Consider the following 21,936-nt stretch of genomic DNA (forward strand, 5'->3'; position numbering starts at 1 on the left):
TTAAAAATCCCGACACAGCAATGCGTCGGGATTTTTTTTGGTAATATTTGAATTTGCTGGCAAGACAATTAATTAAGGAAATATCATGGATCATCAAAAACTTATCTTAGACAAATTAACAGGTATTTTGGCTGTGACTGATAACAAATCAGCACAACTTTTAGAGTTAGTTGAAAAAGCAGGCCGTACATTCATCGGTGGTGCTGGCCGCTCATTATTGGTTTCACGTTTCTTCGCAATGCGCTTAGTGCATGCTGGTTACAACGTTAATATGATTGGTGAAGTTGTAACACCAGCCATCAAAGCGGGTGACTTGTTAATTTTAGTTTCAGGTTCTGGCGGTACAGAAACATTGCTTCCATTCGTTAAAAAAGCCAAATCAGTTGGTGCTAAATTGGTTGTCATTTCAATGAAAAAATCTTCACCAATGGCTGATGTCGCTGATTTAGTGATTCAAATTGGTCAAGACGATAGCTTCCCATTAACATTGGGTATGCCGATGGGTTCTCAATTCGAACTTTCAACATTGATTTTCTTGGAAGGTGCAATTTCTGAGTTGATTCATGCTAAAGGTTTAACTGAAGAAGGCATGCGCGCGCTTCACGCTAACTTGGAATAATGGTTGTTTTAAGCTTTCTCTAGCTTTAATCATGCCAAAAAAAGCCCGCTTAACTGCGGGCTTTTTTATGGTTTAAACATGATTCAAGAATTCACTTAATCTATTGGCGCTCAGGGTCCCGTTATGCAGTGCGCTCGCAATCAGCACGCCATCAATTCCTAGCATTTTAAGCACTTCTAAATCAGCACTGTCGCGCACACCGCCAGCCGCATAAATCTTTGATTGCTTAGACTGTTGCTTAATTGCTGAGAGCTTTGTTAAGTCTGGCCCCGTATTGCTGCCAACTTTGTTAAGTGTCATCACAATCAGATCTTTAGGCCATAAGCTTGCATCGTTTAGGAGTGCTTGGTTACCTTGAAATAAAGCATCTTTGTAATCTAAAGACAGTATGGCTGTATATTGAGATGCGGATGATAATGCTCGATATTGCTCGATGCTGATTAAGCTCTCAGAGCCTAATACTGGTCTAATGTTGTTAGATTGATAGGACTTTATCGACGCTTCGTTATCAAAACCTGCATCAAGCAAAATCTCTAATTGAGGAAAGTTATTCGCTATTTCCAGAATATTTTTTTGATGCTGGCCAGTCTTTTGGATAGCGTTGAGGTCGGCAATGTAGAGTTGTTTGAATGGGTATAATGCAAGTAAGGCTTGAGCGACGTCCAATGGATTGCTTGAGTTGGTCAGTACTGATTTTATGGGCAAGTATTCGTGTCGATTTCCATGCTTTGCATGAACGACCTGTCCATTCATTAAATCAAGCACGGGAATGATGTTCATTTGAAAATTTTTATCTGCGAATTTATCACGGGTGGGGGATTATACCGTGAGCCATTGCCGCCGTCCTTACTAGCTGAGGGCGAGTTGATGCGTGATGCTGCTTTGCGGGACTTTTCTCAAATTGCAGAGATTGAAACTGTCGTCACTTGTGATGCACGTCTAGATTCGCCCACCAATGCTCACTTGGTGCATGTTGTGGGTGTTGAGCAAGATATTTGGGCGCTGTGGGAGCAATGTATTGCCTCTGTCGATGCCGTATTGTTGATTGCCCCCGAGACGAATGAGTCACTTGAAAGGCTGACTATGCTCGCGGAAAAGCTGAGTAAGTTGGTCTTGGGTAGTTCATCTTCTGCTGTGAAGTTGGCTGGAAATAAATGGTTAAGTTATGAGGTGTTTATTGCGCATGACATTCCTACTTTAAATACTTATCTCGCAAGTGCTTTGCCAACAACGTTGGATGGTGCGCATGTCGCAAAGCCGCTAGATGGTTCTGGTTGTGATGATATGGCATATATAGAAGATGAGTCCGCGTTAAGAATATGGCTGAAAGATCGCCTTGCTACGCATATTGTTCAGCCATATCAAGTGGGCGAAACAGCGAGTTTTTCTATGTTTTGTCAACATGGGCAAGCATACCTTTTAAGCTGTAATCGGCAGGATATTCGGTTGAAAGGTCAGCATTTTTCATACCATGGTGGCGAAATGAATGGCTTGTCTCAATATGCGCAAAATTTTAATGTGCTTGCACAAAAAATTGCTCATGCCATCCCTGGTTTGGCTGGTTATGTTGGGGTAGATTTGATCGTGCATGAGGATAGTTTTTTTGTGCTAGAAGTAAACCCTAGACTGACAACTTCTTATGTGGCCTTGCACCAAGCCTGTGGCTGTAATCCAGCACAGCTGCTACTCGAGTTGTTCTATAATGAGGCGTTCACAATGCCAGCAATAGCTCATCACAAGGTTGAAATTTCAATTAATGCCGCAGTCCTCACAGATTAAATCAGAAGCCACACTGGGCTGGGATGTTGGAGGTGCGCATTTAAAGGCCGCACTGGTCTCGGCTAATGGCGTGGTGATCAAAGTGTATCAAGTGCCTTGCCCATTGTGGCGAGGTATGGCTGAGCTGGAGCTGGCTTTGGCTCAAGTGCTGGGTCAATTGGAAAACATCCCACAACAACACGCGGTCACCATGACAGGAGAGTTAGTTGATATTTTTCCTAATCGCCATGCTGGCGTTCTTCAAATAGCGCAGTTCATGGCAGAGCATTTAAATGGCAAGGTTCTTTTTTATTCGGCCAAGCAAGGTTTTGTTGATACTGCACAAGTATCTTTTTACGCGGACTCTATTGCTTCAGCTAATTGGCATGCGAGTGCTAGCCTGATTGCCGAATCAATAAGCCAAGCCTTGTTGATCGACATTGGCAGCACAACTTCTGATTTAATTTTAATCAAAGATGGCTTAGTGGCTTCGCAAGGCTTTACCGATGCAGAGCGAATGCGCTTTGATGAATTGATATATGCTGGCGTGGTGCGAACGCCATTGATGGCGCTTTGTCAGAAGGTGAGCTTTGATGGGCGCTCGGTCAATGTCGCGGCAGAGCATTTCGCAACCACAGCCGATGTTTATCGCTTAACGGGTGAGTTAGCAGATGAAGATGATATGGTGGATACTGCCGATGGCACTGGAAAAACTGAGCTGGAAAGTGGACGCCGCCTAGCTAGGATGATAGGTCATGATGTTGAGGATGCGGACATGAGTTCATGGAAAACACTTGCATTTGAATTTAGAAAAGCCCAACTCATGCGCTTACAAGGAGCGGTAAGTTATTTGGATATTAATCAAGAGGTGCCTTTGATTGGTACGGGAGCAGGGCGCTTTTTGGTGCGCGCATTGGCGCAGCAAATGAATAAACCTTACTTGGATGTTGAGACTTTGATTAATACGTCCAATGACGCGGCGCATTGGGCAGGTGTCTGTCTGCCTGCAGTTGCTGTCGCAAGTTTGTCTATTGGTATGCAATGTTAAAACACGAAATTCCCTATCAGCCCAACAGTGCCGAGCTATTTGCAAAGATCGCGCATTGGCCTTGGGCGGTGTTGTTAGATAGTGGACAGCCGGCAAGTCAGTTCGGTCGATATGACATCATGTCGGCTAAGCCTTTTGTGCGCTTAGTGACAAATGGCGAGCAGACTGTGATTTTCGATGCTCTCGGTCAGCACTCAAGCACAAGTGACCCATTTCAACTATTAAAAGAGATGCTTGCGCCTTACCAAATGGCAAAAACTGAATTGCCTTTTGAAGGCGGGGCCATTGGTTATTTTGCCTATGACTTAGCCCGCCGAGTTGAACATTTACCATCGGTATCGTTAGATGCTGAAAACGTGCCGCAAATGATGGTGGGTATTTACGACTGGGCGGTTGTGGTTGATCACCAATTGCAACGCGCTTATTTGGTTTCTCACTGTCAGCATTCAAAAACCGCCCAGGATTGGCCTAGCTTGTGCGCCTTATTTGATGCGCCTCTCAAGGCAGCACTTCGGGCTGAATTTAAAATCAACTCTGCATTACAGTCCAATATGGATTACACCCAATATGGCACCGCTTTTAATCGGGTTAAGCAATACATTCATGAGGGCGATTGTTACCAAGTAAACTTAGCTCAGCGTTTTTCTGCACAGGCTTCAGGTGACGCTTGGTCTGCTTATCTTGCTTTGCGTCACATTAGCCCCGCGCCTTTCATGAGTTATTTGAATTTAGATGATGGTCATTCGTCATTGCAAGTGCTCTCTGCTTCGCCAGAGCGCTTTTTGCAGGTACATGGCAAGCACGTCGAAACGCGTCCAATTAAGGGCACAAGGCCTAGGTCAGACAATGCAGACGAGGATGCGAGCAACGCAAATGATTTGCAAAATAGCCCTAAAGACCGCGCTGAAAACCTAATGATTGTAGATTTGCTGCGTAACGACATTAGCAAAGTCTGCGAAACGGGCAGTGTGCGCGCTGATAAGTTATTTGCTTTGGAAAGCTTTGCGAATGTCCATCATTTAGTGAGTACGGTGACGGGTAAATTGGCGGAAGAGCAAACAGCGATTGATTTGCTGCGGGCATGCTTTCCGGGCGGATCAATTACTGGGGCACCTAAATTGCGCTCAATGGAAATTATTGAAGAGCTGGAACCCAATTGTCGTGGGCTTTATTGCGGTTCAATTGGCTACATTTGTTTTGATGGCAATATGGATACGAATATTGTGATTCGGACCGCAGTTTATTCGCATGATGAGATTCGCTTTTATGCGGGTGGTGGAGTAGTGGCCGATTCCGAGCTTGACAAAGAGTACCGCGAAACACTTGATAAGGCCTCATCGATGTTGGCTTTGATAGCCCACTTTGGCGGCGATATTAGTCTGAAAGCAAACAAAACCTAATGTGGGTGGTCAAGTTAGGTGGCAGTCTCATGGGAACGGCAGCGCTGAAAGGTTGGTTAGATGCACTTGCCCAATTTGGAGATGGCAGAGTCGTGATTGTTCCAGGGGGTGGAATATTTGCTGATACTGTCCGTGATGCACAAGTAAAAACAGGCATCGATGATGCAACTGCGCATCAAATGGCGGTGGTGGCAATGGACCAATATGCAACCTTGATGACAGGCTTGAATGCGGATTTAGTCATGGCTTCCAGCGAGCTGGAAATTGCGAAGCTATGCTTACAAAATAAAGCGATAGTTTGGAAGGCATCTGAGATGGTGTTGGCAGATAAAGATTTGCCTATGAATTGGGATCTGACTTCTGATAGTTTGGCTGCTTGGTTGGCAACTAAGCTTAATGCTGAGCATTTATTAATTGTTAAGTCGATATCACCTAGTCATACAGAAAAAATTGAGTTTGAAGACTTGATGTCAGAGGGCGTTGTCGATTTATATTTTGGTGCATATGCCACTGGAAAATCTTTCAAAACCTGGTTAGTGGGCAAAAGTGAGTTTATTAACATTAACCAACCAATTAGCCATCTATCAAGTCCGATGATTGGGGTTGAGATTGTGGCAGGGAGTTAACATGAGCGATTTGGTAGATAAAGAAAACACTAAAGAGCGCGTTTATACTGAGGCGGAAATTCAGCTTAAACTTGCCGCTGATTTACCTCATTGGTTTTATGAAGGTGGCTGGATACGCCGCAAATATAAAACCAGCGGCTGGAAAGCGACTTTGATGGTGGTCAATACCGTTGGACACTTGGCTGAGGCTGCCTGGCATCATCCTGATTTAAGTGTTTCTTATGCTTTTGTGGTGGTTAAATTATGCACGCACAGTGCGAAAGGTGTTACGGATAAGGATTTTGAGTTGGCGACCAAGATTGAATCGGTGGTGAGTTGGAAACCATCTCAAGAAGCTTCGGCGCAGGGCAAGGTCAGTGCTTTGGAAGGTACACCTAATGATGACGTGCGATTTAAATATATCAAATATGATGATTAATGCGGCGCGTGCATTGATTTTTAAAAGAAACTAGCATTTTCGCAAGGTTTTCTATATAATCGCGACCTTTCCACCTTGGCTCACTGTTTCGCTGTGCAGGAGCCTTTTAATCCAAAAGGAGTTTACATGCGGCATTATGAAGTAGTATTTATCGTCCATCCGGACCAAAGCGAGCAAGTGCCTGCGATGATCGAACGTTATCGCGCACTCGTGACTTCAAATGGCGGCGCTATGCACCGCCTTGAAGACTGGGGTCGTCGTCAAATGGCTTACCCAATCCAAAAAATCCACAAAGCGCATTACGTGCTCATGAACATTGAATGTAATCAATTCGTTTTAGACGAACTTGAACACGCATTTAAATTTAATGATGCTGTGTTGCGCCACCTAACAATGGCGACTAAAGACGCTGTTGTTGCTCCATCACCAATGATGAAAGAAGAGAAATCTAAATCAGTATTGGGTAAAGATGAAGCTGCACCAGCTGCTGAGGCAGCCGCTGCTTAAGTGAGTCGCAGAACGCTGGGGACTAATTTATTAGTCATTGATGGTGAAGTTGTTCAAATTGAAACGCTTCGCTACACACCAGCAGGAATACCGTTGTTGAGTTTTGTATTACGACATCTCTCCGAACAAGTTGAAGCAGGGATGCAACGTAGGGTTGAATGTGATGTAAATGCAATGGTCATGGGACCTTTAGCAGAAAAGTCACAAAGCATTAAAGTTGGAGAGTTTGTAAAAGCTTCTGGTTTTCTTGCTAAACGCAGCCTAAAAAGCACACAACTGGTCATGCACATTAATACATTAGATGCTATTTAAAAATAGATAGCTAAAATAAATATTTAAAGGATTACTAACATGGCACGTGATATGTTCAAACGCCGCCGCTACTGCCGTTTTTCAGCAGAGGGCATTAAAGAAGTAGATTACAAAGATGTAGACCTATTAAAAGATTTCATCACAGAAAACGGCAAGATTATTCCTGCACGTATTACTGGGACTAAAGCAAAATACCAACGTCAGTTGACATCAGCTGTGAAACGCGCACGTTTCCTAGCTTTGTTGCCATACACTGATAAGCACTAAGGGGAAAACCATGCAAATTATCTTATTAGAAAAAGTAGTGAACTTGGGCAACCTTGGCGATATCGTTAAAGTGAAAGATGGTTACGGTCGTAACTTCTTAATCCCACAAGGTAAAGCAAAACGTGCAACTGAAGCTAACAAAGCTGAATTTGCTGAGCGTCGTGCAATTCTTGAGAAACAACAAGCTGACTTGTTAACAGCAGCAGCTAAACGTGGCGAAAAACTTGCTGGTTACTTGTTGCAAGTGACACAAAAAGCTGGTGTTGATGGTCGTTTATTCGGTTCAGTTGGCAATGGTGACATCGCTGAAGCATTGACTGCAGCTGGGTTTGAAGTCGCTAAATCAGAAGTGCGTTTACCAGTTGGCCCATTGAAGGCTGTTGGTGACCACGCTGTGAGTATTGCATTGCACCATGACGTAGTGGTTGATATCACTGTTTCAGTATTGGGTGAAGCATAAGCAACACATTAAGCTAACTGCTTAATCCAAAAAAAGGCTACCTCGGTAGCCTTTTTTATTGCCCGTTTTTTGTTTTTCTAGCCGTCTTAAGCATCCATGTTTCAGTTTATAATGTTGCCATGGCTGAAGACTCATTAGAATCGTTAAAACTCCCTCCTAATTCGGTAGAAGCAGAGCAGTCAGTGCTCGGCGGCTTGTTACTTGAAAATGAGGCCCTTGATAAGATTGCAGATGTGCTCAATCAAGCCGACTTCTATCGTCATGATCATCGTTTAATTTACACCCATATTGCTAGGTTGATTGAGCAAAACCGTCCAGCAGATATTGTGACGGTGGCGGAATCGCTTGAGAACTCTGCTGAGCTATCTAGTGTGGGCGGCATTGCCTACTTAGGCGCTTTGGCGCAAAACACACCAACCGCTGCAAATATCCGTCGTTATGCAGAAATCGTGCGTGAACGTTCGATTATGCGCAAGCTGGTTGAAGTGGGTTCCGGCATTGCCGAGAGTGCTTACAACCCTCAAGGCAGAGAGGCGCAGCAACTGCTGGATGAAGCAGAAGCTAAAATTTTCCAAATCGCGGAAAGTGGTAATCGTGGATCGCAAGGCTTTGTGAATATTCAAACCTTGCTGCCGCAAGTGGCAGACCGTATTGATTTTCTGTATCAACGTGAAAATCAAGGTAGTGTTACTGGCATTCCAACCGGCTTTGATGACCTGGATGAGCGTACATCAGGATTCCAGCCTGGTGATTTGATTATTGTGGCAGGCCGTCCTTCGATGGGTAAAACCGCGTTCTCGCTCAATATTGCAGAAAACGTTGCGCTAGACACCAAAAAAGCAGTCGCGGTGTTCTCCATGGAGATGGGTGCAACCCAGCTTGCCACGCGTATGATTGGCTCTGTTGGCCGATTAGATCAACATCGTATGCGTAACGGCAACTTAGAAGATGAGGATTGGGTACGTCTCACGACCGCGCTTGGTAAGCTTAATGATGCGCCTATCTTTATTGATGAGGGCGCAGGCTTGAGTTCATTTGATGTCCGTGCAAGAGCGCGTCGTTTGCATCGACAAACAGGTGGCTTAGGCTTAATCGTCGTCGATTACTTGCAATTGATGTCAGGCACCTCAGGCCGTGCAAGTGAGAACCGCGCCACAGAGATTTCTGAAATCTCGCGATCACTGAAGTCGCTCGCTAAAGAGCTTGATGTCCCGGTAGTGGCCTTGTCACAGTTAAACCGAAGTGTAGAGCAACGTCCGGATAAGCGTCCGGTCATGTCCGATTTACGTGAATCCGGCGCGATTGAGCAAGATGCCGATTTGATTTTGTTTATCTATCGTGACGAAGTGTATAACCCTGACTCTGAAGACAAAGGCACCGCTGAAATTATTATCGCTAAACAACGTAACGGTCCAATTGGCCGTGTGCGCTTGACGTTCTTGGGACAACATACCCGTTTTGAGAACTTCTCATCTGGCAATGCCCATATGGGGGACGATTACTAATCAAGCTTATGCGTCCTATTCAAGCCTCCATCAGTCTCAGCGCCTTAGCACATAATTTAGCGGTTGCTCGATCACATGCCCCCCATTCGAAGATCATGGCAGTTGTTAAAGCTAATGCTTACGGGCATGGCTTGCTTAATGCAATTAGAGGCTTAAAGGCTGCTGATGGATTTGCGATTCTTGGTTTAGACGAAGCGCTTGCCATAAGAAACGCTGGCTACTTGCAAACTATTCTGATGCTTGAAGGTGTGTTTTCTTCAGATGAACTCACCCATGTCAGTGAGCATGCGATCAGCATCGTCGTGCATTGCGACGCACAAATTAAGATGCTTGAACAAATCAAGCTTGCCAAGCCGATTTCAGTTCACCTCAAGATTAATACCGGAATGAACCGTCTTGGCTTTAAGCCAATCGATTTTGAATTAGCAATGGCGCGCCTATTGGCTTGTGGCAAGGTTGCTGATCTGACTCTGATGACGCACTTTGCAACCGCCGACGAAGCATCGGGTATCGCTGGGCCATTTGACGTTTTTAACAAGACGACCCAGGGTCATCAATATCCAAGCTCGCTCGCCAATTCGGCGACTTTGCTACGCTTTCCTGCAGCGCATGGGCAATGGGTAAGAGCTGGCATTATGCTGTATGGCACGTCGCCAATGGCTAGCCAATCAGCGGCCAGCTTTAATCTCAAACCTGTGATGCAATTGACCTCCCAAATCATTGCCGTCCAGTCGCTAGAGGCTGGTGAAAGTCTTGGTTATGGGCTAGCCTTTACTGCAACTAAAAAAACGCGTGTAGGCATCGTAGCGTGTGGTTATGCGGACGGTTATCCACGGCACGCGCCAAACGGAACGCCAGTTGCGGTTGCTGGCAAGCTGACGCAGACGCTGGGGCGTGTTTCGATGGATATGCTTTATGTGGATATTTCGAATATTCCTGAAGCGGAGATGGGTGCTCATGTTGAGCTTTGGGGGAGCCAGGTTTCAGTGGACGAGGTTGCTCAAGCGGCAGGAACAATTAGTTATGAGTTGTTATGTGCGGTTGCGCCTCGTGTTTCTATGAAGGTCGAGGACTAAATGGCCAAAGCGAAAACTGTCTATAGTTGTACGGAATGTGGCGGTCAGTCACCTAAATGGCAAGGACAGTGCCCTAGTTGTATGGCATGGAATACCTTAGTAGAAGCGATTGCTGAAACTTCAAGTGCCAGTCGCTTTGCGCCATTAGCTGAAGCCAGCATGATTCAAAAACTTCAGGAAGTTGAAGCAGCTGAAACGCCACGTCAGGCCACAGGTATTGCCGAGTTTGACCGTGTCTTGGGCGGTGGGCTTGTTCCTGGGGGAGTTGTCCTTATTGGCGGCGACCCTGGTATCGGTAAATCAACCTTATTGCTACAAACGCTTTGCCATTTGGGTAATAAAAGTAAAACCCTCTATATCAGCGGTGAGGAGTCAGCGCAGCAAATCGCCATGCGCGCAAAGCGCTTGGGTTTAGATGCATCTCCAATTGATTTACTGGCTGAGATTAATCTTGAAAAAATTGTCGCTACACTTCAGACGCACAAGCCTGATGTTGCAGTGATTGACTCCATTCAAACGGTTTACTCCGAAGCATTGCAGTCAGCACCAGGTTCGGTGGCACAGGTGCGTGAATGTTCAGCGCAATTAACACGCGCTGCAAAACAACTTGGGATTAGTGTCATATTAGTTGGACATGTCACCAAAGAGGGCGCGCTTGCAGGACCACGTGTGCTTGAGCATATTGTTGATACCGTGCTTTATTTTGAGGGCGATCCTAATTCTAGCTTCCGTTTGATTCGTGCGTTCAAAAACCGTTTTGGTGCCGTGAATGAGTTAGGCGTATTCGCCATGACCGAAAAAGGCTTGCGTGAAGTCAGCAATCCATCTGCGCTATTCTTGTCGCATCACGCTGAAGAAGTCGCAGGTTCTTGCATTACAGTAACTCAAGAGGGTACAAGGCCTTTGTTAGTTGAAGTGCAAGCTTTGGTGGATGAGGCGCATGCGCCCAATCCTAAAAGATTGTGTGTGGGGTTGGAGCAAAATCGTTTGGCCATGTTGCTTGCAGTATTACATCGCCATGCGGGCGTGGCTTGCTTCGACCAAGACGTGTTTGTAAACGCCGTGGGTGGTGTCAAAATCAGTGAGCCAGCGGTGGATTTGGCCGTGCTATTGTCGATTGTTTCATCATTAAAAAACAAAGCATTAAACAATAAACTGATTGTTTTTGGTGAGGTTGGTTTAGCTGGAGAAGTACGCCCGGTACAGCGTGGTCAAGAGCGCTTAAAAGAAGCGGCTAAGCTTGGATTTACCCATGCCATTGTGCCAAAAGCCAATGCGCCTAAGCAGCCGATTAAAGGCATGCAAGTATTTGGTGTGGAGCGGCTGGAGCAAGCCCTCAATAAAGTGAGAGAGCTTTAACCAGTCAGCCAATTAAAAAAGTTTTTCGGGCGTGTAACGCAGCCCAAATGAAATCCACTTCAATTCCGAATCCCCATTGATCTGCTGGCCATATGTACTATCAATTTGGAATAGATTGGGAATGACGGAATAGCGGAAGCCAACTTGTAGGTATGGGTTATTTCTGTTGTCACCATAAATTTCAGCAATGCCAAGCAAGTTTGGTTTTACCCGAATCTCGCTGCCTAAGCCCCATGTCATGTTGTTTTGTTTGCTTTGTTTATCATGCAGTATGCCAAAGTTGGCATGCAAAATGATGTCATCATCCCAAAGCGACCATGAAATAGGCACGTATCCATAGGTATTGCCGTATTGATTAGGTCCCGGGCTAAGGCCGTCATGGCTAATTTTTCCGAACGCAACGCCAATCCCCCAATCGTTAGTTTTTAGGGCTCGAAATAAAGTCTTTGCTTGTAACGCTGAATCTAATGATGCTCTTTGTCCATCTGCTTTTGCTGAAGAGCCGCCGAATGTTAGTTCAAAGTTGCCCCACGGATTGCAGGCAGGCAGTGCCCATAGTTCATGGCTATGTTGATAGACGCGCGTCCATGCTTCAAGTTGGCAGCTACCTGCCGTGGTTAAGCGCGCATCATCAGTAACAAAGGGTCTAGCAGCAAAGGCTTGTTGCGTGAGTAATAGTGGAAGGAAAACTAAAAGTTTTTTCATGCGCGGTATCATATATTTAAAAAGTGACAATTCCATGACGGCGGTCAATGACAGAGCTAAGCCATTTAGACGTGAATTACTTTGCCTGTTATCCCAATACTGTCATCCCCCATTAAATACAAGTAGAGCGGCATTGCGCTCTCCATTGTCGCGAGTTCCGCATGCACTTCACCGGGATGAGTTTTTTTGCGCTGAGGGCTTTGTAATGGCCCTGGCACAATACTGTTGAGGCGGATGTTCGGATGACTCTCCAATTCTTGCGCCCACATTTGCATCATAAAATCCGATGCTGCTTTGCTGATACCATGGCTACCCCAGTAAGCTTTGGGGGATTGCGCTGAGCTGTTAGAGGTAAAAACCACAGAAGCGCTTTCTGAGCGTTCTAACAAGGGCAGGCAGGCTTTGGTAAGCGCAAATGGTGCAATGATATTGACCCGAAACATCTCTTCAAACTGATCTATCGTTTGAATTTCTAAAGGACTTAAATTATTAAAATCTGTTGCGTTATGTAAGATGCCATCCAAGCGTCCCAGCTGTTGATAGACGCCCTCAGCCATGGCCTTGAAATCCTCTTCAGTGGCTTTTTTTAAATCTATCGGAAAAATTAACGCCTCTGGCAGGCCTTGGGCTTGAATTTCATCATACGTGGCTTCTAGCTTAGATTGCGTGCGACCAAGCAATATCACCGTAGCGCCTTGTCTAGCAAATGCAATGGCCGCCGTTTGGCCGATGCCCTGGCCTGCGCCAGTGACAATAATGACACGGTCTTTTAAGTGTTGGTTTGGTGCTTGGTAGTTTTTCATGGCGCTTGTGAGTTGATCGATATTAAATTTGGGAGATTGTCTCACGATTGGATAATCAATTGGGCAGCAGATAAGCCGCTGCGTATCGCACCTTCTATGGTGGCGGGATAGTCGCCCTCGGTATAGTCGCCAGCAAGATATAAATTTTGTATATGTGTTTGCTGTTTTGGACGTTTTAAGCCTGCAGTACAAGCAAAAGTTGCACGTTTTTCTGCAATTACTTTATGCCAAGTAGGGCTTGGCAGCTCGGGAAATGCATTAGCTAACTCCTCAATAACGGCTAAAGCAAGCGCTACTTGGGAGAGCTGCTGATGATGACCTTCAGCGCTAATAATGACCGAGATTAAACCATCTTGGCCACAAAGCTGGCCTCTATCAAAAGCCCATTGTGCAATGCCCCTGGTAAAACCCGTCATGATATTCGGCAATTTGATGTGGCTAGGATATTGAATATAGACGGTATAAATTGGCTGGTAATCAAATGCGATGGTATCTGTAGCGATATTAAGCATAGAGGTGATTGCATTTAAATGATGGGGTGAACACGCAATTACCATATGGCTAAATTCTAAACATTCTCGGTCGGCAATATGAAGCCTAAATCCATTCGCTGTTTGTTCAATATGAGATACGGGCGTGTTTAATCCTATTTTCCCGCCATTTTTCTGAATGTGTTCAGCGATAGGCTTTGAAAGAAGTGCTGATAAATCGACTTTTGGTAAAAGCAGATCGCTATCGGTCTTGCTTTGGTTAAAACTATCCTTAAGTACATTCAGATAAGTCTGTGCGCTTGCTGTGGCAATTGGTGTGTTGAGGGCGGCTAAGCATAGTGGCTCCCAAAGCCATTTAATCAACCTCGAAGGCTGTTTTTTTCGGATGAGTAAACTTAGTAGTGATTCATCTTGGGTGAGCTTAAAGCATTTAGCTTTGAGCCAAATAAAAAAACGAATGGCGGCAAATCGCTCCTGCCAACTTAGGCCGTTGGCAGCCAATAGGCCAAACAATAAATGGAATGGGGCGGGAAAGTGTTTGGCTTTTAAAGTGAATGCGCCGTGCATATTCAGCGTCAACGGTAATCTCAACAAAGTATAGCTTTCATCAACGCCAACGGAGGCCATTAATTGAAGTGTTTGCTGATATGCACCTAGTAGAATGTGCTGCCCGTTATCAAGGCACTGGCCTTTCCAAGCCACTGCACGGGCGCGTCCGCCTAACTGAGGTGCCGCTTCAAGCAAGGTAACATCAATGCCAGCCCCCGATAGCTTGCTGGCAGCACTCAATCCCGCTAAGCCACCACCGATGACTACAACTTTTTTTAGTGAAACATCCATGTTGTCCAAGCCAAATAGAGCTTTCTGAGCGGCGTGAGTGAGATGCGTGCATGGAGCACTTGTTGTGAACCACTTGTTTTAATTTCGCGGAGTAAGGTGCGGTAAATCGCTGCCATGATTAAGCCAGTGCGTTGCTGCTTTTTATCTTCGGCGGGTAATGCTTTTAATGCGCGATCGTAAAAGCCCTCGGCACGTTCGATTTGAAAATCTAAAAGCTTTTGAAGATTTTCAGATAGGTGGCCATGCAGAATGTCAGATTCTTTTACGCTGAATTTGGCTAGTTCATCCATGGGCAAGTAAATGCGGTTGCGACGCGCATCTTCACCCAAATCTCGAGTGATATTGGTCAGTTGAAATGCCATGCCAAGGTCATGGGCGTATTTGAGCGTTTTACGGTTAGTAAAGCCAAAGATTTGAACAGACAATAAACCCACGACGCTGGCCACACGATAACAATAAAGTTGAAGCTGCTTAAAATCTGCGTAACGGTTTTGATCGAGATCCATTTCCATGCCATCAATGATCTCAATGAAATGCTCTTGATCTAAATGGTATGTTTTGATGGGCTCGGCTAAGGCTTTGGTGACAGGATGCTGTGGATTTCCAAGATATAAGCCATGTATTTCGTTCCGCCACCAAGCAAGTTTAATGCGGGCAACGGAGACTTCTTTGCACTCATCGACAACATCGTCTACTTCTCGGCAAAAAGCATAGAGCGCAGTAATTGCCTCTCTTTTGGCTTTTGGGAGAAACAAAAAACTGTAATAGAAACTTGAGCCACTTTTGGCTGCTTTTTCCTGGCAGTACTCTTTAGGGGTCATTGTTTGATTTCAACTCTATTTTTTGCTGATGGCGCGATAGGCCATATACAGCCAATCTTTTTTGGTGAGCTTGGGTCTGTAATCAAATACATTGCCATGCGCTTGATGTAATTTTTTTAATATCCGCTCACCACCAGCAATGATCATCCGCATTTCTAGGCCAATGCGACCAGGAAGCACCAAGCCAAGCGGGGCGCCTGCTTGAAGAAGTTTTCGGGCCCGATTGATTTGAAACTCCATCATTAGGCTCCAAGTGCCACTGCTGTCACCGCGTATTATTTGTGCTTCTGTAATTTTATATTTTTCTAGTTCATCTTGAGGCAAGTAAATACGGTTTTTTTGAATGTCGATGGCAATGTCTTGCAGAAAATTAATCAGCTGTAGCGCACTGCATAGAGCATCCGCCATCCCAACATTTGCATCCGAATCTGCTTGGTATAAAGACAACATCATTCTACCAACAGGGTTTGCAGAGCGTCTGCAATAACTCATGACTTCACCAAAGTCTTGATAGCGGGTTTTAGATACGTCTTGGCTAAACGCATCAAGCAGGTCGTAAAACGGCTTGATGGGCAGCTGATGTTGATGAATGGCATCTTTTAACGCGATGAATAACTCGGTATTGGGTTGCTTGTTTTTTTCAATGAGATCAAGTTCAGCTTTGAATTCGTTTATCAGCGCAATTCTTTGTTCGGGTAGTAAGTCTCCCTCATCTGCAAAATCATCCGCTTGTCTGGCAAAAGCATAAATTAAAGCGACGGGTTCCCGTAGTCTTTTAGGGAGCAAAAAAGAAGCCACAGGGAAATTTTCGTAATGCGAGGCTGTCAGCTTGAGGCTTGCTTTTACAGGGGATTGAGTGATTTTCATTTGTTCGAAGTATGCCACAAAAGTCGGGGCTATAAAATTATCAAATGGACTTTAAAATTGCTAAGTAGGGTTAGGGATTGCGCTACAATTAAAGTTATTCATTAATTGATGAAGGTTGCGTATGTTAGGGATTATTGGTGGCACGGGTTTAGCGGCGCTGACCGACTTGCAAATTGGTCGCCGTCAAATTGTTCGAACGCCCTATGGTGAAGCTTCTGGCCCTCTGACTTTCGGAGAAATTGCTGGAAAGCCAGTTGTGTTTTTGCCAAGGCACGGTAATGGACACACCATTGCGCCGCACATGATTAATTATCGCGCAAATATTTGGGCACTTCATGCGCAGGGCGTCAAAGATATTGTGGCGATTGCTACGGTGGGTGGTATCGCGGACACGCTTGGCCCTGGAACGATTGCATTGCCCAGTCAATTAATTGATTACACGCACAGCCGAAAAAGCACTTTTTTTGATGGCATGAGTGAAAACGGCTTTAATCAAGTTAAACACATCGACTTTACCTTGCCTTACGATGAGAAATTACGTGCTCTGTGCCTAAAAGCAGCGGGTTTGGTTGGAGAGCAGTTGGTGGATGGTGGTGTCTATGCAACTTCTCAAGGGCCAAGGCTTGAAACTGCTGCTGAAATTAATCGTTTTGACCGAGATGGTGCAACGATGGTTGGCATGACAGGTATGCCAGAAGCAGCCTTGGCGCGTGAGCTTGAAATACGTTATGCGGCAATATGCCCAGTGGCTAATCATGCCGCAGGGCGCGGCGATAGTTTGCATGCGATCAAATATGAAGAAATGAGTGACCTGCTTCATCTCACCATGGGACGTGTTCGCGGCATTATTCAAAAGTTGGTGGCTTTATATGGCGATTAAAACGGTCTTGCGGATGGGTGAGCCTTTGTTGTTTGCAAAGGCTGAAGCTGTTGAACAATTTGACACGCCAGAATTGCATGAACTGATTAAGGATATGCAAGACACCATGGCCGACATGAACGGCGCTGGCATTGCGGCGCCTCAGATTGGTGTAAGTTTGCGCGTTGTGATATTTGGTGTTGGCAGCAATCCACGCTATCCCGATGCAGAGCAAGTGCCTTTTACCGTGCTGATTAATCCGGTGCTTAATCCCGTTGGCGAAGAAATGGATGACGGTTGGGAAGGGTGCTTGTCTGTGCCAGGCATGCGCGGCATTGTGCCGCGTTATACGCGATTACATTACACAGGCTTTGATCAATACGGCCAACCGATTGATCGGCTTGTGAGCGGCTTTCATGCACGGGTCGTTCAGCACGAATGCGATCATTTAGATGGCATCTTGTATCCCATGAGAATTCAAGATTTGACGAATTTTGGATACACAGACGTACTTTTTCCTGATTCAGATATAGCGGACGACTAAAAACTGGTGTTATAATGCGCGCCTTGGTTGCAACTTAGCGACTAATAAAGACGGAAGAGTGGCAGAGCGGTTTAATGCTACAGTCTTGAAAACTGTCGTGGGTTCACGCCCACCGTGAGTTCGAATCTCACCTCTTCCGCCAAGAATTCTTAAAGCTGCAAATGTGATGTTTGCGGCTTTATTTTTTTAATGTTTTAACTTTAGGATAACAAATGAGCCAAATTATTATTGACCACAATCCTTCTCAAGAAAAATTGCAAGAATTGGGCGTGTCTTCATGGAGCATCTGGGATTGCGCACCATCAAAATTCCCACTTGATTTCGGTATGACTGAAAAAGCATACGTTCTTGAAGGCGAGTTCACAGTGACACCACAAGGTGGCGAAACTGTTACGATTAAAGCAGGCGATTACGTTGAATTTCCAAAAGGCCTAAAAACACAATGGGAAGTCATCAAGCAACTTAAGAAACACTACAAGCACTTCTAATAGAGAAGTAGCGATAGTATGACAATAAAAAAGCCCATTAAAACGGGCTTTTTTATTGTGGCAACTTAGACCGAAAAGGTCTTGCCCGTGGAGTATGCTTACTAAGGCCTTTTGCTTAAAGACCACGCCGCTCCATCATGGCTTGTGCCAAAGTGCCAGCATCCACATGCTCAATTTCACCTCCCATTGGCATCCCACGAGCGATACGGGTAATTTTGACGCCGTGCTTGCTCAGCAGCTCGCTCACGTAGTGCGCAGTGGCTTCACCTTCGACGGTGTAGTTGGTCGCGAGAATAACCTCTTTTACCAAGCCGTCTTGTGCGCGTTTAAGCAGTTTCTCTAAATGGATTTCTTTGGGTCCAATGCCATCTAGTGGCGATAGGCGTCCCATCAACACAAAATACATGCCTTGGAAGGCATGCGTTTGTTCCATCATCATCATGTCGGTTGGCATTTCGACCACGCAAAGCGTGCTGCTATCGCGTGCGCCTGAAGCGCACATTGGGCAAATAGGCTGTTCGCTAAAAGTATTGCAAAGCTGACAGTGGCTAACGACTTGTAACGCGGTGTCTAGTGCAGAGGCGAGGGTATTGGCCCCTTTTCTGTCGCGTTGCAGGAGGTGGTAGGCCATGCGTGTGGCAGATTTTGGCCCAACGCCAGGAAGGCAACGTAAGGCTTCAATTAACTGGTCTAAGCTTGCTGGAGTTTGCACGAAGATTCTTTAGGTTATTCAGTTAGAAAGGCATTTTCATGCCGGCTGGCATGAGGCCGCTCATACGCGCTTCTGAGGTTTTTTCTGCTTTGCTTAATGCGTCTTTCATGGCGATTAACACTAAGTCTTCAAGTGTTTCTTTATCGTCCATGACGCTGTCATCAATGCTGATACGCTTGACTTCATTGCGGCATGTCATCAGTACCTTCACCAAGCCGTTGCTTGCGAGGCCTTCAACTTCAACCGTTGCAAGCTCTGCTTGGGCGCGTTTCATGTTCTCTTGCATCATTTGGGCTTGCTTCATTAAATTGCCCATGCCGCCTTTCATCATTTTTTATTTCCTTATATTAATTATTGAGTTGTAAATTATTTTGATTAAATTGGTTTAACACTTGAAGGGATGATGTTGGCCCCAAAGTCTTTCATCAGCGCTTGCACAAAGTCATCTTGTTCGATGGCATTTACCGCTTCAGATTGAACAGCCGCTTTCTCTTCAAAGATCTGTTTTGCTGGCGTATTGCCAGTGCCACCAACCTTGAGACTGAGCTTAATTTTTCTACCGAAGTGTTGATCCACTGCAGCACTTAACTTATCTTGATAGTTGGCGTCTAGGAGATGTTTTTGTCCATCAGGAACCGTTAAATTGATGTTATTTTCATCAAAGCTTTCAAGCTCACAGTTTTGAGCCAATGTGCGTGCCAAGCCTAATTTTAAGGCATCAACCAGACTACGCCAGTTGCCATTAAACTGAATCTGGTGCGCTTCTTGGTCTGTAACGAAATCTTGCGTTTCAGGTGCGTCGTCTAAAGACACTGTTGTGCTGTTGAGCGGAAACGCCGTTTCATCAGATTGTGAGGGCTTGGATAAGTTTTCAGGCCTTAAAGCAGCGCTTTTCATGTCAGCCGAAGTAGCATGCACTTCTAGTAGCACTGGTTCAGGTGCAAGCGTGGTTGTCGACGGGGTAGACGCCACAGATTCATTTACAGCCAAAGTAGCGGTTTGTGTTGAGCGCTCAACCGCTTTAAGCATTGCGCTGGCTGAAGGTCTAGGTGTTGAATTTTGTGACTCATGAGCGGTTGCTTGGTTTAAAAGCGGGTTTGATGATTGGCTTGTCGCTTGCGCAGCTGATTTACCAACAGGCGGTGCGATGTCGCTTTGGTTAAACGCCAGCATGCGCAGCAAGGTCATCGTAAAGCCTGCATATTCATCGGGCGCTAGACCAATATCGCGTCTCCCAAGTAAGGTGATTTGATAAAAAAGCTGTACTTTTTCTGCGCTGAGTTGCTGGGCAAGATCCAGCAAAACAGGACGCTCAGGCAAGTCTAGAGCGATGCTATTTGGTACGACTTGCGCCATGGCGACTTGTTGTAATAAGTTGGCAAGGTCACCTAATGCCCCATCGAAAGCGATACTCCGCTCAGACATTGCGCTTGCTTGACGCATCAAAGCTTCGCCATCGTTGTGGATCAGCGCTTTTAAGAGTTCAATTAAATAACTTTGGTCGATTGCTCCAAGCATGGCGCGCACTTCTTTTTCTTGCACGCTTTGGCTTCCATAGGCAATGGCTTGGTCTAATAACGACAACGCATCACGCATACTGCCCGAAGCTGCTTTCGCAATCAGTTGCAAGGCGGGCACTTCATAAGGAATATTTTCCGTCTTTAAAATGGATTGGCAGTGTTCAGTGATCGACGTACTTGCCATCTGGCGTAAATTAAATTGCAAGCAACGTGAAAGCACGGTGACAGGCATTTTTTGAGGGTCTGTCGTTGCAAGAATAAACTTAACGTGCGCAGGTGGCTCTTCAAGTGTTTTAAGCATCGCATTAAACGAGCTTCGGCTGAGCATGTGCACTTCATCGATAATGTACACTTTGAAGCGGCCAGCCGTTGGGGCGTATTGCGCGTTGTCGAGCAGGTCACGCATATTATCGACCTGTGTATTTGAGGCGGCATCCACCTCAATCAGGTCAATAAATCGTCCTTTATCAATGTCTAGACAAGTTGAGCAAGCGCCACATGGATGGGCTGTAATTCCTGTTTCACAGTTGAGGGATTTAGCGAGAATGCGGGCAATCGTGGTTTTACCAACGCCACGGGTACCAGTCAGTAAATAAGCATGATGCAAGCGTTGTTGTTCAAGTGCGTTGGTCAAGGCACGAACCACATGCTCTTGACCGATTAGTGTTTCAAATGACTTTGGGCGCCATTTCCGCGCGAGAACCTGGTAACTCATCGAATATCTAGCTCATTAAATAAGGCGATAACTTTAGCTTAAATTGTGACCAAGCGGCTAAAAAAAGCGATAGCTAAAGCAAATAAAACTGCTTGTTTGATCTGGGTAATTTGTGCACACGAGAGGAGGCGAGCCAAACCCCCGGCACTTGCTCAATAGTTGTGGCTGCTTCCTTCCGGACCTGACCAGGTTGGCTATCTTACAATGCGGGGAGGCCCGCCAAATGGTATTTTACATCAAGTCGCTATTTTGGGGCGAACTGAAAATGAATTTATAAGCGCGCCCAGTTGCGCTATAATCCGCCACCTCGGAGAGATGGATGAGTGGTTTAAGTCACCACCCTGGAAAGGTGGCACAGGGTTATCCCTGTCGCGAGTTCGAATCTCGCTCTCTCCGCCAGGTTTTTTTACACAAATCTACGCATAGAGCCTGTTACTACGCCGATAATCGCAATTCTTTCAGCGTCAGCAAAATTAATCGCTTCGCAGTTGATATTGCCAGGTAGTAATTGTTGTTGGGCTAAGTACTTCACAGTAAATTCACCATCGACCTCTGCCAGTACAATATGACCCATGCTAGGCTCTAATGAACGGTCCACAATGACAACGTCACCATCTGTAATGCCTGCATTAAGCATTGAGTCGCCTTTTACCCGAACGAAGTAGGTTGCCATTGGGTTTTTCACTAGCAATTCATCAGCGCTAAGCCTTGCTTCAATACGCATGGGGCTGGTAACACTGGCTGATGCTACTTGATTGTAAAGCGGAATGTATGCACTTTTATTAGATGCGCGTGTATAAATCTCCGCAACATTGTTTGTGTGTTTGCGGTTGTAGCTGCTAATGAAATTTAATGGATTCATGTTTTTCACCCTTCATTGTCTTTGTTGTACGTTCGTACAGTTGAGTGAATATTAAGGATTTGAATGAGCTTTGTCTATCACTTTTGTAATAAAAATTTAAACGACTTACGAGAATATGGTGAGGATGCCTTGCTTTATAGGGTTGTGGCCCCATATAACAATAGAAAAAAGTTTGATGATATGTTGTGTTGATGAGTTTGGTGCGCAAAAGAGGTCTCGAACCTCCACATCCGAAGGCGCATGGACCTGAACCATGCGCGTCTACCAATTTCGCCATTTGGGCTATACTACGAAAAGTAGATTTTAACGTAAGAGAATCAAGAATTAATCTAAGAAGTAATCTAATAGGAACAA

26 protein-coding genes, 3 tRNA genes and 1 other RNA gene are annotated in these 21,936 nt (G+C 45.4%); 18 read left to right on the top strand and 12 right to left on the bottom strand.

The genetic code is table 11. The annotated features are described in order from the left end of the window. Positions 1–85: 85 nt before the first annotated feature. Positions 86–619 carry a 6-phospho-3-hexuloisomerase gene (gene hxlB, locus BN1209_RS03845; RefSeq protein ID WP_045751034.1) on the top strand — a complete coding sequence of 178 codons (534 nt, stop codon included), beginning with the start codon at positions 86–88 and terminating at the stop codon, positions 617–619. A gap of 72 nt (positions 620–691) precedes the next feature. Here the strand turns inward: hxlB and BN1209_RS03850 are convergent, their stop codons facing one another. Then, positions 692–1,399, bottom strand: coding sequence for a HisA/HisF-related TIM barrel protein (locus BN1209_RS03850; protein ID WP_045751035.1), 708 nt, complete (start codon positions 1,397–1,399; stop codon positions 692–694). Here BN1209_RS03850 and BN1209_RS03855 point away from each other — a divergent pair, their 5' ends adjacent. From BN1209_RS03855 to radA, 12 genes are all read left to right on the top strand, one after another. Then, complete coding sequence (locus tag BN1209_RS03855) at positions 1,400–2,398, top strand: ATP-grasp domain-containing protein (protein ID WP_045751036.1); 999 nt, start codon at positions 1,400–1,402, stop codon at positions 2,396–2,398. Beyond that, the gene (locus BN1209_RS03860; RefSeq protein WP_045751037.1) at positions 2,376–3,425 is read left to right on the top strand and encodes a hydantoinase/oxoprolinase family protein; all 1,050 of its coding nucleotides are present in this window, start codon (positions 2,376–2,378) and stop codon (positions 3,423–3,425) included. Before BN1209_RS03855 ends, BN1209_RS03860 begins: the two co-directional genes overlap by 23 nt. After that, entirely contained in the window at positions 3,419–4,825 is a 1,407-nt protein-coding gene (gene pabB, locus BN1209_RS03865; protein WP_045751038.1) for an aminodeoxychorismate synthase component I, read from the top strand. The genes BN1209_RS03860 and pabB overlap by 7 nt, the downstream gene beginning before the upstream one ends. Further along, a complete protein-coding gene (locus BN1209_RS03870; RefSeq protein ID WP_045751039.1) occupies positions 4,825–5,451 on the top strand; it encodes an amino acid kinase family protein in 627 nt (208 codons plus the stop codon). The genes pabB and BN1209_RS03870 overlap by 1 nt, the downstream gene beginning before the upstream one ends. A gap of 1 nt (position 5,452) precedes the next feature. After that, positions 5,453–5,869: a 4a-hydroxytetrahydrobiopterin dehydratase gene (locus tag BN1209_RS03875; RefSeq protein ID WP_045751040.1), complete on the top strand. Its 417-nt coding sequence runs from the start codon at positions 5,453–5,455 to the stop codon at positions 5,867–5,869. Between the two features lie 126 nt (positions 5,870–5,995). Further along, the gene (gene rpsF / locus BN1209_RS03880; RefSeq protein WP_045751041.1) at positions 5,996–6,376 is read left to right on the top strand and encodes a 30S ribosomal protein S6; all 381 of its coding nucleotides are present in this window, start codon (positions 5,996–5,998) and stop codon (positions 6,374–6,376) included. Further along, entirely contained in the window at positions 6,377–6,688 is a 312-nt protein-coding gene (priB, locus tag BN1209_RS03885) for a primosomal replication protein N (RefSeq protein WP_045751042.1), read from the top strand. 39 nt (positions 6,689–6,727) lie between these two features. Next, positions 6,728–6,955: a 30S ribosomal protein S18 gene (gene rpsR, locus BN1209_RS03890; RefSeq protein WP_045751043.1), complete on the top strand. Its 228-nt coding sequence runs from the start codon at positions 6,728–6,730 to the stop codon at positions 6,953–6,955. Positions 6,956–6,965: 10 nt separating this feature from the next. Then, positions 6,966–7,415, top strand: a complete 450-nt coding sequence (gene rplI, locus BN1209_RS03895) for a 50S ribosomal protein L9 (RefSeq protein WP_045751044.1) — start codon at positions 6,966–6,968, stop codon at positions 7,413–7,415. Positions 7,416–7,534: 119 nt separating this feature from the next. After that, on the top strand, positions 7,535–8,920 hold the full coding sequence (gene dnaB, locus BN1209_RS03900; RefSeq protein ID WP_045751045.1) for a replicative DNA helicase: 1,386 nt from the start codon (positions 7,535–7,537) through the stop codon (positions 8,918–8,920). An 8-nt stretch (positions 8,921–8,928) separates the two neighbouring features. Next, positions 8,929–9,996, top strand: coding sequence for an alanine racemase (alr, locus tag BN1209_RS03905; RefSeq protein ID WP_045751046.1), 1,068 nt, complete (start codon positions 8,929–8,931; stop codon positions 9,994–9,996). After that, positions 9,997–11,355: a DNA repair protein RadA gene (gene radA / locus BN1209_RS03910; protein WP_045751047.1), complete on the top strand. Its 1,359-nt coding sequence runs from the start codon at positions 9,997–9,999 to the stop codon at positions 11,353–11,355. Positions 11,356–11,367: 12 nt separating this feature from the next. Here radA and BN1209_RS03915 read toward each other — a convergent pair whose 3' ends face one another. From BN1209_RS03915 to hpnC, 5 genes are all read right to left on the bottom strand, one after another. Then, positions 11,368–12,060 (bottom strand): hypothetical protein, encoded by a 693-nt coding sequence (locus tag BN1209_RS03915; RefSeq protein WP_045751950.1) that lies wholly within the window; start codon positions 12,058–12,060, stop codon positions 11,368–11,370. A gap of 65 nt (positions 12,061–12,125) precedes the next feature. Continuing rightward, entirely contained in the window at positions 12,126–12,863 is a 738-nt protein-coding gene (locus tag BN1209_RS03920; RefSeq protein WP_045751048.1) for a YciK family oxidoreductase, read from the bottom strand. A gap of 41 nt (positions 12,864–12,904) precedes the next feature. After that, positions 12,905–14,194, bottom strand: coding sequence for a hydroxysqualene dehydroxylase HpnE (gene hpnE / locus BN1209_RS03925; protein ID WP_045751049.1), 1,290 nt, complete (start codon positions 14,192–14,194; stop codon positions 12,905–12,907). Further along, positions 14,179–15,015 carry a presqualene diphosphate synthase HpnD gene (gene hpnD, locus BN1209_RS03930; RefSeq protein WP_045751050.1) on the bottom strand — a complete coding sequence of 279 codons (837 nt, stop codon included), beginning with the start codon at positions 15,013–15,015 and terminating at the stop codon, positions 14,179–14,181. Before hpnD ends, hpnE begins: the two co-directional genes overlap by 16 nt. Positions 15,016–15,030: 15 nt before the next feature. Continuing rightward, positions 15,031–15,882, bottom strand: coding sequence for a squalene synthase HpnC (gene hpnC, locus BN1209_RS03935; protein WP_045751051.1), 852 nt, complete (start codon positions 15,880–15,882; stop codon positions 15,031–15,033). A gap of 121 nt (positions 15,883–16,003) precedes the next feature. Here hpnC and BN1209_RS03940 point away from each other — a divergent pair, with 121 nt between their 5' ends. From BN1209_RS03940 to BN1209_RS03955, 4 genes are all read left to right on the top strand, one after another. Further along, on the top strand, positions 16,004–16,762 hold the full coding sequence (locus BN1209_RS03940) for an S-methyl-5'-thioinosine phosphorylase (protein WP_045751052.1): 759 nt from the start codon (positions 16,004–16,006) through the stop codon (positions 16,760–16,762). Further along, positions 16,752–17,285, top strand: coding sequence for a peptide deformylase (gene def, locus BN1209_RS03945; protein ID WP_045751053.1), 534 nt, complete (start codon positions 16,752–16,754; stop codon positions 17,283–17,285). Before BN1209_RS03940 ends, def begins: the two co-directional genes overlap by 11 nt. Positions 17,286–17,337: 52 nt before the next feature. Then, positions 17,338–17,427: transfer RNA gene (locus BN1209_RS03950), tRNA-Ser, on the top strand. A 70-nt stretch (positions 17,428–17,497) separates the two neighbouring features. Continuing rightward, the gene (locus BN1209_RS03955; protein WP_045751054.1) at positions 17,498–17,773 is read left to right on the top strand and encodes a cupin domain-containing protein; all 276 of its coding nucleotides are present in this window, start codon (positions 17,498–17,500) and stop codon (positions 17,771–17,773) included. Between the two features lie 115 nt (positions 17,774–17,888). Here the strand turns inward: BN1209_RS03955 and recR are convergent, their stop codons facing one another. The 4 genes from recR to ffs all read right to left on the bottom strand — a co-directional run bounded on the left by recR (position 17,889) and on the right by ffs (position 20,941). Then, complete coding sequence (recR, locus tag BN1209_RS03960; RefSeq protein WP_045751055.1) at positions 17,889–18,485, bottom strand: recombination mediator RecR; 597 nt, start codon at positions 18,483–18,485, stop codon at positions 17,889–17,891. Between the two features lie 22 nt (positions 18,486–18,507). Beyond that, complete coding sequence (locus BN1209_RS03965) at positions 18,508–18,816, bottom strand: YbaB/EbfC family nucleoid-associated protein (RefSeq protein ID WP_045751056.1); 309 nt, start codon at positions 18,814–18,816, stop codon at positions 18,508–18,510. Between the two features lie 44 nt (positions 18,817–18,860). Then, positions 18,861–20,720, bottom strand: coding sequence for a DNA polymerase III subunit gamma/tau (gene dnaX, locus BN1209_RS03970; protein ID WP_045751057.1), 1,860 nt, complete (start codon positions 20,718–20,720; stop codon positions 18,861–18,863). Between the two features lie 124 nt (positions 20,721–20,844). Further along, positions 20,845–20,941, bottom strand: an RNA gene (gene ffs, locus BN1209_RS09000) — signal recognition particle sRNA small type. 88 nt (positions 20,942–21,029) lie between these two features. Between ffs and BN1209_RS03975 the strand changes: the two genes are divergently transcribed. Further along, positions 21,030–21,119, top strand: a tRNA-Ser gene (locus BN1209_RS03975). A 7-nt stretch (positions 21,120–21,126) separates the two neighbouring features. On the opposite strand, the gene BN1209_RS03980 is transcribed toward BN1209_RS03975, so the two are convergent. Continuing rightward, entirely contained in the window at positions 21,127–21,582 is a 456-nt protein-coding gene (locus BN1209_RS03980; protein WP_045751058.1) for a LexA family protein, read from the bottom strand. Between the two features lie 198 nt (positions 21,583–21,780). Next, positions 21,781–21,865: transfer RNA gene (locus tag BN1209_RS03985), tRNA-Leu, on the bottom strand. Positions 21,866–21,936 lie beyond the last annotated feature (71 nt).

It is taken from the genome of Candidatus Methylopumilus turicensis (genome assembly GCF_000953015.1).
GTDB lineage: Bacteria > Pseudomonadota > Gammaproteobacteria > Burkholderiales > Methylophilaceae > Methylopumilus_A > Methylopumilus_A turicensis.

Excerpts from the sequence above, each read along its gene's own strand:
- BN1209_RS03850 (WP_045751035.1), bottom strand. The coding sequence starts at position 1,399 with ATGAACATCATTCCCGTGCTTGATTTAATGAATGGACAGGTCGTTCAT.
- def (WP_045751053.1), top strand. The coding sequence starts at position 16,752 with ATGGCGATTAAAACGGTCTTGCGGATGGGTGAGCCTTTGTTGTTTGCA.
- dnaB (WP_045751045.1), top strand. The coding sequence starts at position 7,535 with ATGGCTGAAGACTCATTAGAATCGTTAAAACTCCCTCCTAATTCGGTA.
- hpnE (WP_045751049.1), bottom strand. The coding sequence starts at position 14,194 with ATGGATGTTTCACTAAAAAAAGTTGTAGTCATCGGTGGTGGCTTAGCG.
- hpnC (WP_045751051.1), bottom strand. The coding sequence starts at position 15,882 with ATGAAAATCACTCAATCCCCTGTAAAAGCAAGCCTCAAGCTGACAGCC.
- hxlB (WP_045751034.1), top strand. The coding sequence starts at position 86 with ATGGATCATCAAAAACTTATCTTAGACAAATTAACAGGTATTTTGGCT.
- BN1209_RS03870 (WP_045751039.1), top strand. The coding sequence starts at position 4,825 with ATGTGGGTGGTCAAGTTAGGTGGCAGTCTCATGGGAACGGCAGCGCTG.
- dnaX (WP_045751057.1), bottom strand. The coding sequence starts at position 20,720 with ATGAGTTACCAGGTTCTCGCGCGGAAATGGCGCCCAAAGTCATTTGAA.
- BN1209_RS03860 (WP_045751037.1), top strand. The coding sequence starts at position 2,376 with ATGCCGCAGTCCTCACAGATTAAATCAGAAGCCACACTGGGCTGGGAT.
- alr (WP_045751046.1), top strand. The coding sequence starts at position 8,929 with ATGCGTCCTATTCAAGCCTCCATCAGTCTCAGCGCCTTAGCACATAAT.
- BN1209_RS03940 (WP_045751052.1), top strand. The coding sequence starts at position 16,004 with ATGTTAGGGATTATTGGTGGCACGGGTTTAGCGGCGCTGACCGACTTG.
- BN1209_RS03980 (WP_045751058.1), bottom strand. The coding sequence starts at position 21,582 with ATGAATCCATTAAATTTCATTAGCAGCTACAACCGCAAACACACAAAC.
- rplI (WP_045751044.1), top strand. The coding sequence starts at position 6,966 with ATGCAAATTATCTTATTAGAAAAAGTAGTGAACTTGGGCAACCTTGGC.
- BN1209_RS03875 (WP_045751040.1), top strand. The coding sequence starts at position 5,453 with ATGAGCGATTTGGTAGATAAAGAAAACACTAAAGAGCGCGTTTATACT.
- BN1209_RS03920 (WP_045751048.1), bottom strand. The coding sequence starts at position 12,863 with ATGAAAAACTACCAAGCACCAAACCAACACTTAAAAGACCGTGTCATT.
- rpsF (WP_045751041.1), top strand. The coding sequence starts at position 5,996 with ATGCGGCATTATGAAGTAGTATTTATCGTCCATCCGGACCAAAGCGAG.
- BN1209_RS03965 (WP_045751056.1), bottom strand. The coding sequence starts at position 18,816 with ATGATGAAAGGCGGCATGGGCAATTTAATGAAGCAAGCCCAAATGATG.
- rpsR (WP_045751043.1), top strand. The coding sequence starts at position 6,728 with ATGGCACGTGATATGTTCAAACGCCGCCGCTACTGCCGTTTTTCAGCA.
- BN1209_RS03915 (WP_045751950.1), bottom strand. The coding sequence starts at position 12,060 with ATGAAAAAACTTTTAGTTTTCCTTCCACTATTACTCACGCAACAAGCC.
- BN1209_RS03955 (WP_045751054.1), top strand. The coding sequence starts at position 17,498 with ATGAGCCAAATTATTATTGACCACAATCCTTCTCAAGAAAAATTGCAA.
- pabB (WP_045751038.1), top strand. The coding sequence starts at position 3,419 with ATGTTAAAACACGAAATTCCCTATCAGCCCAACAGTGCCGAGCTATTT.
- radA (WP_045751047.1), top strand. The coding sequence starts at position 9,997 with ATGGCCAAAGCGAAAACTGTCTATAGTTGTACGGAATGTGGCGGTCAG.
- hpnD (WP_045751050.1), bottom strand. The coding sequence starts at position 15,015 with ATGACCCCTAAAGAGTACTGCCAGGAAAAAGCAGCCAAAAGTGGCTCA.